The 13,449-nt window shown below is 65.0% G+C and carries 12 protein-coding genes; 2 read left to right on the top strand and 10 right to left on the bottom strand.

Features of this window, described 5'->3' with window-relative positions; all coding sequences use genetic code 11:
• Positions 1 to 17 precede the first annotated feature (17 nt).
• A complete protein-coding gene (locus DW352_RS04540) occupies positions 18 to 1,169 on the top strand; it encodes a PepSY-associated TM helix domain-containing protein (protein ID WP_115688925.1) in 1,152 nt (383 codons plus the stop codon).
• A complete protein-coding gene (locus DW352_RS04535) occupies positions 1,166 to 1,354 on the top strand; it encodes a hypothetical protein (protein WP_115688923.1) in 189 nt (62 codons plus the stop codon). The genes DW352_RS04540 and DW352_RS04535 overlap by 4 nt, the downstream gene beginning before the upstream one ends.
• Positions 1,355 to 1,506: 152 nt before the next feature.
• Here the strand turns inward: DW352_RS04535 and DW352_RS04530 are convergent, their stop codons facing one another.
• The 10 genes from DW352_RS04530 to dxr form a co-directional block, all read right to left on the bottom strand.
• Complete coding sequence (locus DW352_RS04530) at positions 1,507 to 2,484, bottom strand: Bug family tripartite tricarboxylate transporter substrate binding protein (RefSeq protein WP_210209929.1); 978 nt, start codon at positions 2,482 to 2,484, stop codon at positions 1,507 to 1,509.
• A gap of 390 nt (positions 2,485 to 2,874) precedes the next feature.
• Positions 2,875 to 3,921 carry a beta-ketoacyl-ACP synthase III gene (locus tag DW352_RS04525; RefSeq protein WP_245434321.1) on the bottom strand — a complete coding sequence of 349 codons (1,047 nt, stop codon included), beginning with the start codon at positions 3,919 to 3,921 and terminating at the stop codon, positions 2,875 to 2,877.
• 87 nt (positions 3,922 to 4,008) lie between these two features.
• A complete protein-coding gene (lpxB, locus tag DW352_RS04520) occupies positions 4,009 to 5,199 on the bottom strand; it encodes a lipid-A-disaccharide synthase (RefSeq protein ID WP_115688921.1) in 1,191 nt (396 codons plus the stop codon).
• Positions 5,196 to 6,065, bottom strand: a complete 870-nt coding sequence (locus tag DW352_RS04515; RefSeq protein ID WP_115688919.1) for an LpxI family protein — start codon at positions 6,063 to 6,065, stop codon at positions 5,196 to 5,198. Before DW352_RS04515 ends, lpxB begins: the two co-directional genes overlap by 4 nt.
• On the bottom strand, positions 6,062 to 6,877 hold the full coding sequence (gene lpxA, locus DW352_RS04510) for an acyl-ACP--UDP-N-acetylglucosamine O-acyltransferase (RefSeq protein WP_115688917.1): 816 nt from the start codon (positions 6,875 to 6,877) through the stop codon (positions 6,062 to 6,064). Before lpxA ends, DW352_RS04515 begins: the two co-directional genes overlap by 4 nt.
• Positions 6,874 to 7,332, bottom strand: coding sequence for a 3-hydroxyacyl-ACP dehydratase FabZ (gene fabZ, locus DW352_RS04505; protein WP_115688915.1), 459 nt, complete (start codon positions 7,330 to 7,332; stop codon positions 6,874 to 6,876). The genes lpxA and fabZ overlap by 4 nt, the downstream gene beginning before the upstream one ends.
• 13 nt (positions 7,333 to 7,345) lie before the next feature.
• The gene (gene lpxD / locus DW352_RS04500) at positions 7,346 to 8,401 is read right to left on the bottom strand and encodes a UDP-3-O-(3-hydroxymyristoyl)glucosamine N-acyltransferase (protein ID WP_115688913.1); all 1,056 of its coding nucleotides are present in this window, start codon (positions 8,399 to 8,401) and stop codon (positions 7,346 to 7,348) included.
• A gap of 37 nt (positions 8,402 to 8,438) precedes the next feature.
• Positions 8,439 to 10,859, bottom strand: coding sequence for an outer membrane protein assembly factor BamA (bamA, locus tag DW352_RS04495; protein WP_115688911.1), 2,421 nt, complete (start codon positions 10,857 to 10,859; stop codon positions 8,439 to 8,441).
• A gap of 161 nt (positions 10,860 to 11,020) precedes the next feature.
• On the bottom strand, positions 11,021 to 12,166 hold the full coding sequence (gene rseP, locus DW352_RS04490; RefSeq protein WP_115688909.1) for an RIP metalloprotease RseP: 1,146 nt from the start codon (positions 12,164 to 12,166) through the stop codon (positions 11,021 to 11,023).
• 53 nt (positions 12,167 to 12,219) lie between these two features.
• Positions 12,220 to 13,446, bottom strand: coding sequence for a 1-deoxy-D-xylulose-5-phosphate reductoisomerase (gene dxr, locus DW352_RS04485; protein WP_115688907.1), 1,227 nt, complete (start codon positions 13,444 to 13,446; stop codon positions 12,220 to 12,222).
• Between the last annotated feature and the right edge of the window lie 3 nt (positions 13,447 to 13,449).

Below are 13,449 nucleotides of genomic sequence, written 5' to 3'. Positions count from 1 at the left end.
GACGCCCAGGGAGATCGATCGTGCACGCTAAGACAATTCGCAGGTGGTCGTGGGTCCACAAGTGGTCGAGCCTCGTCTGCACGGCCTTCATGCTGCTGCTGTGCATTACGGGCCTGCCGCTCATCTTCCACGAGGAGATCGACGACCATCTGCATGAGAGCGTACCGGCGGCGCAGGTGCCCGCCGGTACGCCGACGGCCAATCTCGACCGTGTCGTGGCGGCCGGCATGGCCCACGCACCCGGCGAGTACCCGCAGTTCCTCATCTGGGACCGCGACGATCCGAACGTCGTCTTCCTCAGCGTCGCCAAGGCGCCGGACGCGCCGTCCGAGAACAATCGCGCGCTGCGCATCGATGCGCACACGGCGCAATTCCTCGACGCGCCGGACATGTTCGGACACCTGACCTATTATCTGTTCAAACTGCACGTCGACCTGTTCGCCGGCCTGCCGGGCAAGCTGTTTCTCGGCTTCATGGGGCTCTTGTTTGTCGTCGCCATCATTTCCGGCGTCGTTCTTTACGCGCCATCGATGCGCAAGCTCGACTTCGGCACGGTGCGCAACAAACGCTCGCGCCTGATCCGCTGGCTCGATCTGCACAACCTGCTCGGCGCCGTGACCATCGTCTGGGCAACGGTCGTCGGATTCACCGGCGTCATTAACACTTGGGCCGATCTCGTCCTGAAGATGTGGCAGTACGGACAGCTCACCGAGATGGTCGGCCCGTTCAAAGGCGCGCCCATTCCGCAACGGATGGTGTCGGTGCATCAGGCTGTCGAAACGGCAACCGCCAAGCTCCCCGACATGACGCCGTCGTTCATCGCTTACCCGGGAACGGCTTTCACCAGCACCGCGCATTATGCGGTCTTCATGCGTGGCAACACGCCGTTGACGTCCCGGCTGCTCCAGCCGGTGCTCATCGATGCCCGTGATGGCAGCTTCACCGACACGCGCACCATGCCCTGGTACGTACAGACGCTTCTGCTCTCGCAGCCGCTGCATTTCGGGGACTATGGCGGCATGCCCTTGAAAATCATCTGGGCGCTGCTCGACGTCATCACGATCGTGGTGCTGGGCAGCGGGCTCTATCTGTGGCTCGCGCGTCGCAATCCCGTCCGGAAAACAGCACCAGCCTCCGTCGCCACCTCAGCAAAGGCCACAGCCTCGTGACACCGCTTCAAAGACCCGCAGCGCGGCCGCTACCGCAGATCTTCGTCATCCCGATCGTCCTCGGCGTGGTGAGCGCGATTGGCCTTGCCGTCGCCCTCGTCGGCGACGACGTCTGGGACGCGATCGGCTGGATCGGCCTCGGCATTCCGCTTGCGGTCACGGCTTGGTACGCGCGGCCGAAGTGAGAACGGTGGGTCGCAGGCGCTGCGATTGAATGGCACGCAGTCACCCCCCCAAAAAAAGGGGCACCAAACCGGCGCCCCTTCCTCATCAGTCCGTCATACGACAAACCGAACATCGACTTAATCGCTATGCGCGGGCTGTCGCCGCCGCGCGCTTACTGCTCCGGACGGATGCCCGCCTCTTCGGCAACACGCGCCGAGCGCTCGACCTCGCCGGCGATAAAGCGCGCGAAGTCGGCCGGGTCTTCGGTGACGGGATCGACGCCGAGAGCCGCCAAGCGTTCGACAAGCGCCGGATCCTTCGAGGCGGTCTTCACCGCGGGGCTGACCTGCTTGACGATATCCTCGGGCAGGCCCTTTGGCGCCCACAGGGCATACCAGAGCATGAAATCGAGGCCCGAAAGTCCGGCCGCCTCGGAGATCGTCGGCACATCGGGAACGTTCGGGTGCCGCTTCGGGCCCATGATGGCGAAAGCGCGCAGTTGTCCGGCCTTGATGTAAGGCAGCGCTGACCCGAGCGGCGCCACCATCAGTGCGGTCTGGCCGCCGATCACATCATTGAGCGCCGGCGCCGTGCCGCGATAGGTCACCACCAGCGCGTCCACGCCGATGCGACGCTTGAAGCTCTCGGTAGCGAGATGGCCCATGGCGCCGAGCGCGGAGTTTGCAAAGGCGAACTGCGTGGGCTGCGCCTTCATTGCCGCGATGAGTTCGGATGCCGTCGCCGGCGTCTTCGCCGCATTGCCGATGAGCACCATCGGCGACGTGCCGAACCGCGAGATCGGCGTAAAGTCGGCAACCGGGTCGTAGGAAACCGACTTCATGACGTAGCGCGCCATGATTTGAATGTCGGCATTTGTCAGGAAGGTGCCGCCATCGGCAGGCGCACGGGCGACGAAGGCGGCGCCGAGCGTATTGTTCGCCCCTGCCTTGTTTTCAACGACCCACGTCTGGCTCAGAATCTCGGACATGCGCTGCGCATAAAGGCGGCCGATCACATCGATGGCTCCGCCCGGCGCAGCGGGCACGACCAGCCGCACGGCATTGCGCTGCGCCAGTGCGGATGACATCTGCGTGCCGAGTGCGGCAGCGGTGAGCCCGAGAACAGCCTGACGACGGTCGATGATTGTCATGTAAAACCCTCCTGATGGCCGGGGCTTATGACGGCCCTGCCTTACGTCTTCTTGTTGAGATTCGATCGCAGTCCGCGCCGGCTCAGCGTTCTGCATATATTCAGCGTACGTTCAATTTTCATACGATCAATGAGATGAAGCATACGTTAAACACAGGGCCGGAACGGGTTTTCGCGAATATGCGGCAACAGCGTTGAGGCCTGATGACATGCGCCGAAGGGCAGCAGGAAATTTTTCACTGCTTCGGCGATCAAGAACGATTGCTATTTTTAGGATGCGGACGCATGGGCTGCCCCCGGCGCTCGGACCGGGTGTCAACGCGTTCAAGAATTGGAAACCAAGTTGCGCCGACTTTAGTTGAGGGGGGTCGCGCGCTGCTGGGCGCGGCGATCAGGACAGGCGCTGGGGCGCGTTGCCGTTGAGCTTGGCTGCCTTCGCGCCATCATAGGCCCAGGTCAGATAGACGCCCGCCCAGGTGAACCCGCCGCCGAACGCCGCCAGCACCATGCGGTTGCCGGCTTTGAGCTGCGGCTCATAGTCCCACAGCGACAACGGGATCGTCGCGTTCGTGGTGTTGCCGTATTTGTTGATGGTCACCATCACGCGTTCCATCGGCATGCCCATGCGCTCGGCCGTGGATTCGATGATGCGCTTGTTGGCCTGGTGCGGCACTAGCCAGTCGATCATCTCGCCGCGCAGATTATTGCGGCTCATGATCTCGCCGGCGACTTCGGCCATCTTGGCGATGGCGAACTTGTACACCGCGGCACCTTCCTGATGCACGTAGTGCAGACGCTTGGACACCGTCTCGGCAGTGGCGGGCATGCGCGAGCCGCCGGCCTTCTGATGCAGATGGATCATGCCCGACCCGTCGGAACGGATCAGCGCATCCATGATGCCGTAGCCGTTGTTCTGCGCCTCGATCAGCACGGCGCCGGCACCATCGCCGAAGAGCACGCAGGTGGCGCGGTCGGTGTAATCGATGATCGACGACATCTTGTCCGCGCCGACGACGATGACCTTGCGCGCGGTGCCGGCGGCAATGAACTGGTTGGCGATGGTCAGCGAGTAGAGGAAGCCCGAGCACGCCGCCTGCACGTCGAACGAGCCGACGTTCTTGATGCCGACCATGTCGCAGATCAGGTTGGCCGTCGACGGGAACTGCATGTCCGGCGTGGTGGTCGCGCAGATCAACAGGTCGACTTCTTCGGGCTTCGTGCCGGTCTTGGCCAGCAGGCCGCGCACGGCTTCGGCGCCCATATGCGACGTGCCGAGCCCCTCACCTCTTTGAATGTGCCGCTCTTTGATACCGGTGCGTTCGGTGATCCAGGTATCGGTCGTATCCACCAGGCGCGCGAGGTCGGCATTGGTGAGCACATCCGGCGGCACGTAGCCGTGGACGGCAGTGATGGTCGCGCGCGGCAGGGGCAGGGTCAAAGGGTGAAATCCCGACGGTCTACGGAACCTCGTGGACATACGCCTCACGGAGAGGTGGGGCAAGTTACGCTGTGTTTCGGAAATAAGCTATTCGATCACGTTTTCCGTGGTTAAGGCGCCCAGACAGGCAAGGACCTCCGTGGCCGCCCGCTCGCTGGGGGCGGCCCTGCCGATCTCCATGATCGCGTCAAGGCGCGCGAAGCCTTCGACCTGACGCCGCCGCTCCGGCGTGTCCGCCAGCAGCGGCAAAAGCGCGCCGGCAAGGCTCTCGGGGGTGCAGGCCCGCTGCAGGAGCTCCGGGACAACGTTCTCGCCGACCACCAGATTGGACAGGACGACGCTCTCGACCTTGATCAGCAGGCGGGCCGCCACCTCCTCGACCAGCGGCACCTGGTAGGCGGCGACCATCGGGATGCCGGACACGGCCAGCTCCAGAGTCGAGGTTCCCGACTTGGTCAGGGCCGCCCGTGCGCCGCGGAAGGCGGCATCCTTGTCGGCCGGGTCGACGACAAGCCGCGCCGACACCGGCCAAGCGGCCACCGCGGCCCGCACGGTCTCGACGAGACGGGGCACAGCCGGCACGACGATCTCCAGCGGCCCGTGCCGCTTCGCCAGGAGACCCAAAGCCTGACCGAACACCGGCGCCATACGCCGCACCTCACCTGAGCGGCTGCCGGGCATGGCGAGGATCAGCGGCGGCTCGCTCTGGCGCCGCTCGGCCTCCTCGGCGCTTGGACGCAGGCGAGAGGCGCGCTCGCTCAGCGGATGGCCGACGAACACCGTCTTCGGTCCGCCCAGGCGCTGCATGGTGGCCGGCTCGAACGGCAGCAACGCCAGCACCCGGTCGACATAGGCGCGCATGGCGCGGGCGCGGCCGGGACGCCAGGCCCATACCGACGGGCACACATAGTCGACGATCGGGATATGGGGCGCCTTGGCCCGCACGCGCCTGGCGACGCGGTGGGTGAACTCCGGGCTGTCGATGATCACCAGCAGGTCCGGCTTGGCGGCGATCACGGCGTCGGCCGCTTCGCGGATGCGCGCGAGGATCTTCGGCAGGCTGGCGACGATCGCCGCAAAGCCGATGATCGCCAGATCGCCGAGCGGAAACAGGCTCGGCACGCCTTCCGCCGCCATGTGCGTGCCGCCGATGCCGGAAAAGCGCACCTTGCCGCCGGTCGCGCGCTTGAGCGCCCCGATGAGCGCCGCGCCGAGCCGGTCGCCCGACTCCTCGCCCGCAACGAGATAGATATGCGGCACCTTCTCCGGCGCGGTCATGACGCCGGACCGCGCACGCCGACGACGAAGAGCCCCGCCTTGTCGGCGGCAACCGTCATCGCCGCCGGCTCGGCGATGACCGTCTCACCGGCGATAACAGCGATACCGGCGAGGCCGGCCCTCGCCGCCCCTTCGACAGTCGTCGGTCCGACCGACGGCAAATCGAACCGCCGATCCTGATGCGGCTTCGGCGCCTTCACCAGCACACCGGCGCCGCGCGGTGCGCGCACGCGGCCATTGGCACGCATCTCGGCCATTCGCGCCAGCATGCCGTCTGTGCCTTCAGCCGCTTCGACCGCGAGTATGTGCCGGCCGGCGACGATCACCGCTTGGCCTACATCGAACGGCCCTGCGGCGTGCAGGTAATCGAGACCCAAGGCAATGTCGGCGCGGTCGCGCTCGGTCATCTGCACGCGGCCGAGCACGCCGTCCGGCACCAATATCTGCGGCGCGACTTCATGCGCGCCGCGCAGCCGCAGCCCCTCGCCTTCCAGCAGCTTGCCCATGCCGGAGAGGAGGTGATTGTCGCCGCCGCGGAACGCTCTCAATACCTTCGGCAGGAAGCTCAAGCCGACGAGATCGGGGTGCACCTGCCAGATCGACGGCCGCACCAAGGCGCCGATGAACACCACCTCACGGCACCCTTCGGCGCGTGCGAGCCGCAGGAACTTGCCGATCTGACCGACATAAATCCAATGATGGCTGTGGCGCTCGACCGGCGTGCCCTCGGCCGCCCCCCGCAACGGAAACAGCACAACGCGCCGACCACGCGCCGCGACCGCATCGGCCACCGCCAGCGGCAGGCTGCCGCCGCCGCAAATCATGGCGAGCGGGCCTTCGCCGGGCGCGGCGGCGGTGACGGTCATGTGTCCTCGCCGGCCTCGTTACGATGTACAGCCATGGTCAGCGGACGCTTGCCCGCGCGAATAAAGGCGATGATGCGCTTGACGAGATCGTCGCTCGCATAGGACGCCTCGACCTTGTCGAGCCGCACGCGGAATTCGCCCTCGCCGAAGAACAAGGCCTGATAGGCTTCGCGCACGCGGTGCACATCGCTCTTGCTCAAACCACGCCGACGCATGCCGACGACATTCAGGCCGACGAGATTCGCGAGCGGCCCATGCGCCATGCCGAAGGGAATGACGTCGGCGCGCACCCCCGACAGACCGACGATCATCGCGCCCTCACCGATCCGCACGAACTGGCGCACCGCGACGCCGCCGCCGAACACGACATTATCGCCGATCTGCGAGTGGCCGCCGAGCAGCACATTGTTGGCGAAGATCACCTTGTTGCCGACGACGCAATCATGCGCGACGTGACTGCCGACCATGAAGAAGCAGCTATTGCCGACGATGGTGACGCCACGATCCGCGACCGTGCCGGTGTTCATCGTCACGTGCTCGCGGATGTCGTTATCGGCGCCGATCTCGAGCCGCGTCGGCTCACCCTTATAGCCGAGCGACTGCGGCGGCGTGCCGAGCGACGCGAACGGATAGATAACCGTGCGCGCGCCAATGCTCGTGTGGCCCGTGACGTTAACGTGGCTGACGAGACGGCAGCCGTCGCCGATCTTCGCGTTCGGACCGATGGTGCAGAAGGGGCCGATGGTGACGCCTTCGCCGATCACCGCGCCGGCTTCAACCCGCGCCGAGGGATCGATCACGGATGTGCTCATGCGTCGGAGATCATGGCGCCGACTTCGGCCTCGGCGACCATCGTGCCGCGCACCATGGCCTCGCCGCGATACCACCACATCGTGCGGCGGTGAGCGATACGGGTCATGCGATACTCGATGGTGTCGCCCGGCAGCACCGGCTTGCGAAACTTGGCTTTGTCGATCGTCATGAAGAACACGTTCTTCGGCTTCGACGACATCGTCATCGCGATGCACATCACACCGGCCGTCTGCGCCATGCCCTCGATCATCAGCACGCCCGGAAACACCGGATTGCCGGGGAAATGCCCCATGAACTGCGGCTCGTTGACGGTAACGTTCTTGATGCCGATACCGAACTCGTCGCCGCGAATGTCGGTGACGCGGTCGATCATCAAAAACGGATAACGGTGCGGCAGATATTTGAGCACCGCCGCGATGTCGGCCGCTTCCAGCCGCGTGACCTTTTCGTCCATCTCAAAGCTCGCTTTATTCTTCCGCTGACGTTTCGGCGGGACTCTTGCGCCGCGCCATCTGCTCGAGCAGCATAATCTCGCGGAACCAGATCTTAACGGGTTTGGCCGGCGTGCCGCCCCAGCGCGCGCCGGCCGGCACATCGCCATGAACCACGCTGACCGCCGCGATCTGCGCACCCTCGCCGACCGTGACGTTGTTGTTCAGCCCGACACGCGCCCCCAGGACGACGTAATCTTCCAGCGTCGAGGAGCCGGCAATGCCGGTCTGCGCCACCAGGATGCAATGACGTCCAATGCTGACATTGTGACCCACCTGCACCAGGTTGTCGATCTTGGTGCCCTCGCCGATCACGGTGTCACGGATGGCACCGCGGTCGATGGTGGTCCCGGCGCCGATCTCGACGTCGTCCTGAATGATCACGCGACCGACTTGCGGAATCTTGATGTGCTTGGCGCCCATCGCGTAGCCGAAGCCGTCCTGACCGATGTTGCAGCCGGGGTGCACGATCACGCGGTCGCCGACCAGCGTGTGGCTAAGCGTTGCCCCTGCGCCGATCGCACAGTCGCGGCCGATGCGCACGCCGGCGCCGATCACCGCGTTGGCGCCGATCAAGGTGCCGCTGCCGATCTCGACCTCCGGCCCGATCACGGCGCCCGGCTCGATGGTGACGCCGTCTTCCAGGCGCGCCGACTTGTCGACATGCGCCCCTTCGACGCCACCCGCCGCTGTCAGCGAGGACGGCCGCAGCGCATGCGGAAACATCGCGCGCGCGACGGTGACGAAAGCCCGATACGGCTCGCGCACGACGAGCGCAGCCACATGCGCGGGCAACTCCTTCGCCAGGGCGGCCGAGGTTAGGCAGGCGCCGGCATGGGTCGACCGCGCAGCGTCGATGAAGTTGCGGTTGTCGAAGAAGGTCAGGTCGGACGGCGACGCGCGATCGAGCGGACCGATGCCCGAGATCAAACGCGCATGCGGCGCGGCGGCGGGAGCCGTCGCGCCGGCAAGGCCGGCGATCTCATCAATGCTGAGACCGCTGGCATGTCTTAGGAATACCGGCTCGCTCATCCTGCCAGTGCCGCACCGCCCAGCGCGGCCGTCATCATCAGAACTTGCCGCCGCCGCTGAAGCGGAAGACCTGCGTGCGGTCGTAGCTTTCCTTGCTCAGAGGATAGGCAAGGTCGAAGCGCAGCGGTCCGAGCGGCGAATCCCACAGGAAGCCGATACCCGCCGACGAACGCACCGCATTGGAGTCCGCGAGCTGCACGGTTTCGCCGGTCTGCGCCCAGTAGGTCGGGCCCTTGTAATCCCAAACCGAACCGGCGTCGACGAAGGCCGCGAGCTTGATGCCGATCTCCTTCGGCAGGAAGTACAGCGGCGTCTGCGCCTCCACACTCGCACCCCAGTAGAGCGAACCACCGAGCGCGTCTTGCGTCGTGTTCGGATTGAGGTCACGCGGACCGATACCGGCCGGCGCAAAGCCGCGCACCAGGTTCGGACCCATCTTGAAGTGGTCGAGCATGCGCAGGTCTTTGCCGCCCCAGCCGGCAATGTGACCGCCCTGCAATTTGAGCACGCCGACGACGTCCGGAAGGACTTCGTAGTAGTTGCGCGCTTCGACCTGCGAACGGATGAAGTTCACATCGCCACCGACGCCGGCGAAGTCCTGCCGCAGTTCGGCATAGAGACCGCTGGTCGGCGACTTCAGATTGTCGACGGTGTTGTAGGACAGCGTGTAGCCGACAAGCGACGTCGTGACCGGACCGTTCGCCAGCTCCATGCGGACCGGAAGCGAAGCCTCGCCGTTGGAGTAACAGTTAGGGCCCGTGTACTGCGGGTTACCCGGCACCGTAGTCGGCGAACAGTCGTTATACTCGTTCGGCAGCGTGATCTTCTGCTGGTAGATCGAGTAGCGGGGCTGGAACGCGATCTCTTCGGTCAGCGCAAAGCCGAGACGCAGGTTCGTACCGATCGTCTGGCTGTCGTAGGACACGTAGCTCGAGGCGAGGTTCTGACGCGCATAGAGATCGATGCCGCCGGCCATACGATAGCCGAGCAGATAGGGCTCGACGAACGACAGGTCAAAGCCGCGCGTACGCTCGCCGTAGGTCACGGTTGCCTTGGCGAGCTGGCCGCGGCCCATCAGGTTGCGGTCGGCAACGCTGACCTCGCCGATGAAGCCGTCCGCGGTCGAATAGCCGCCGGACACCGAGAACTCGCCCGTGGGCATTTCTTCGACATCGACGTTGACCACGACGCGGTCGGGCGCGGAACCCGGCTCGTTGGTAATGCGGACGGTCTTGAAGAAGTTGAGGTTCTTCAGGCGGCGCTCGGCGCGATCGATGAGCGCGCGGTTATAGGCATCGCCCTCGCCGAGATCGAACTCGCGGCGGATGACATAGTCGCGGGTGCGCGTATTGCCGCGGATGTTGATGCGCTCGATGTAGGCGCGCGCGCCCTCCTCCACCAGGAAGGAGAGATTGATGGTGTGATTGGTGGCGTTGCGATCGCCACGCGGCCGCACGTTGGCGAAGGCAAAGCCCTGCTTGGCCGCCTCGATGGTCATCGCCTCGACGCTCTTCTCGACGAGGTCGGCGTTGTAGACGCTGCCCGCGGAGATCTTCAGCCGACCGCGCAGCTGCGCAGGATTGATCGCCTGCACATTGGACACGACGTCGACGGTGCCGACCTTGTACTGCGGACCTTCGTCGATCGTGAAGGTGACGATGAAGCCCTTCTTGGCCGGATCGTACTCGCCGACAGCCGAGACGATACGCACGTCGGCGTAGCCGTACTTCAGATAGAAGCGGCGCAACAGGTCGCGATCGGCTTCGACGCGATCCGGGTCGTAAATGTCGGTCGTCTGCAGGAAGCTGAGCCAGTTGCTCTCGGTCGTCTTGATGACGTCCTTCAGCCGGCTGCGCGAGAACGCCTTGTTGCCGACGAAGTTGATTTCCTTCACGCCGGTCTTATCGCCTTCCTTGATTTCGAAGACGAGGTCGACGCGATTGTTCGGCAGCTCGATGATCTTCGGCGTGACCTGCACGTCGAAGCGGCCGCTGCGGTGATAGATTTCGATGATGCGCTGCACGTCGGCCTGAACGGTCGGCTTCGACAACGTGCCACGCGCCTTCGACTGCACCTCGATTCGGAGCTGCTCGTCCTTGGCCTTCTTGTTGCCCTCGAAGGCGACGCGGTTGATCACCGGGTTCTCGATCACGGTGACGACCAGACGGCCGCCGGCATGATTGACGTGGACGTCGGCGAACAGACCGGTCGCATACAGCGACTTCAGGCCTTCGTCGATCTCGACCGGACCGAGACGGCCGCCGGGGCCGGGACGGAAATAGGAGCGCACAGTGTCGGCTTCGACACGGCGGTTACCTTGAACGGCAATGGAGCTGGCAGTCTGCGCAAACGCGACGCCCGACGCCGCGACGTTAATGGCCCCGGCACCAATAAGGATACCGCAGAGGACCAAACAGCTGAGGGTCAGTCCCCGAACCAACCGCACACAAAGTCTCATGCGTAACGCGCCCTTATGATCCTTGCGACCGCCCCCAAGCTCACGGAATCGAAGACCTCGGGCTGGTATTCGATGCTTTGTACAGCGTTTTGCCCGCATGGCAAATGAAACTGCCAGGTCGAGTTTCCCTTTCCCCTCAAAAAGTTGCCTTAGGGCAACGGTCACGAGGTGGCCAGGTGCAGGATGTCATTAAAGGTTGCAAAAATCATCAGCATCACAACGATCGCGAGCCCAATCCGGAACCCGACCTCCTGCGCACGCTCGGACAACGGCCGGCCGCGGGCGGCCTCGATCGCGTAGAACAAAAGATGACCGCCATCGAGAAGCGGAATCGGGAAAAGGTTAAGAAGGCCGATCGACACCGACAGCACGGCCGTGAGGTGTAACAGCGCCACGAAACCCGCGGTCGCGACCTGCCCGGACACCTGCGCGATGCGGATCGGACCGCCCAGCTGATCGGCCGCTTCCCGGCCGGCGAAAATACCGCCGATGTAGGACAAGGTCCGGTCGACGACGAACCAGGTCTCCTGGGCACCGGCGATCACTGCCCCGACCGGGCTGTAAGTTTGCGTTTTCACATCGCCCGGCGCCATCGACCGGCTGATGCCGAGCACACCCACGCGGTGCACATTGCCGAAGTTGTCCTTGATTTCACGCAGCTCGGGCGTCGCCTTGAGCGTTACCTGGGTACCGCCACGCTCGACCTGGACCTCCAGGGGTTCGCCGGCACTGATGCTGACGATGCGCTGCATGTCGGAGAAGCTGTCGATCTTCTCCTTGCCGATGGCCACCACGAGGTCGCCGGGCTGGAAGCCCGCGGCGGCGGCGGCACTGTTGGGCTGGACCTGATCGACCCGCGCGCTGGTGATCTGCTTGCCGGCCGTCATGAAGATGCCCGCGAAAATCAGAATCGCGAGAATGAAGTTGGCGATCGGGCCCGCGGCGACCACGGCCGCGCGCGAACCGACCGGTTTATGGATGAACGAGACCTTTTTTTCGTCGTCCGACATGGTCGCCGCAGCGTCATGGTCGGGCACACTCGCGGCGTTGTCGTCGCCGAGGAATTTCACATAGCCGCCAAGCGGAATGGCGGAGAGCTTCCAGCGGGTGCCGTGACGGTCGTTGAAGCCCGCCACCTCGGGGCCGAAGCCGATCGAGAAGGCAATCACCTTCACACCCCGCCACCGCGCCACCAGGAAGTGCCCAAGCTCATGAAAGAAGACGACAATCGTCAGGACGAACAGAAACGGCACCAAGTAGCCGATGAGGCCGCCGCCAAACGCAGAAAGGCTTGCCATGATGTCCATGTGATCGTCCAATTCATCCCGGGAGCCGCGGCCCCCACAATACGCAACTTTTACTAGGATGCCTTTACGGCAAATTCGGGCAAGAGGTCGCGGGCCAACGACCTTGCATCATGGTCAATGGCGAGGGCCATTTCGACGGTGGTGGGTTCCGCCAGCAATCCCCGCTTTTCCGCCGCGCCCAAGGTCGCCTCGACCAGGGCCGGAATATCCAGGAACGCAATCCGGCCGGCGATGAACTCGGCCACCGCCACCTCGTCGGCGGCGTTGAGGACGGTCGGCGCCGCCCCGCCCCGCTCCATCGCCCACCGCGCCAGCCCGAGCGCCGGAAAGCGGACGAGATCCGGTTCTTCGAAGGTCAGTTCGCGCACCTTGGCGAGATCCAGACGCGGCGCCGGCCAATCCAGCCGATGCGGCCAGGCCAGGCAGTGCGCGATCGGGATGCGCATATCGGGCGCGCCGAGCTGCGCCACCACCGAGCCGTCGGTGTATTCGACCATGCTGTGAATGACCGACTGCGGATGCACGAGCACGTCGATCTCGCTTGGCGGCAGCGTGAACAGATGATGCGCCTCGATTAGTTCGAGACCCTTGTTCATCAGGCTCGCGGAATCGATGGTGACCTTCTGACCCATCGACCAGTTGGGATGCTTGAGCGCCTGCTGCGGCGTCGCGGCGCGGATCGCCTCGAGGCTCCATGTGCGGAACGGCCCGCCCGAGGCGGTGAGGATGACACGGCGCACGCCTTCGCGGGGACCGGCGGTGAGCGCCTGGAAGATGGCGTTGTGTTCGGAATCGACCGGCAGCACGGTCGCGCCCGAGGTCGCCGCGCGGCGCATGAACAACGCGCCGGCGCACACCATGCATTCCTTGTTGGCGAGCGCGACGGTGGCGCCGCGCTCGATCGCCGCCAAGGTCGGCCGCAAGCCAACCGCGCCGGCGATCGCGGCCATCACCCAATCGGCCGGCTGCTCGGCCGCTTCGACCAGCGCATCGGCGCCGGCGGCGGCTTCGATGCCGGAGCCGGACAAGGCATCCTTGAGATCGCGATACGCGTCGGCATCGGCGACGACGGCAACGCGGGCGCCGACCGCGCGCGCGATCTGCGCGAGCTGGCCGGCATTGCGGCCGGCCGTGATCGCCTGCACGCGATAGCGGCCGGGCTCGCGCTTGATCAAGTCGAGCGTGCTCGAGCCGATCGAGCCGGTCGCACCGAGAACAGTAATGCTGCGCTCGGCATCCGCGCTCAGCGGCCGCGCGGGCAAACGTCCAAGCGCGCTCATAAC

The sequence above is a fragment of the Pseudolabrys taiwanensis genome, assembly GCF_003367395.1.
In the GTDB taxonomy this organism is placed as follows: Bacteria; Pseudomonadota; Alphaproteobacteria; order Rhizobiales; family Xanthobacteraceae; genus Pseudolabrys; species Pseudolabrys taiwanensis.
Note: the sequence above shows the minus strand (reverse complement) of the source record. Positions and strands in the feature narration are given on the sequence as shown.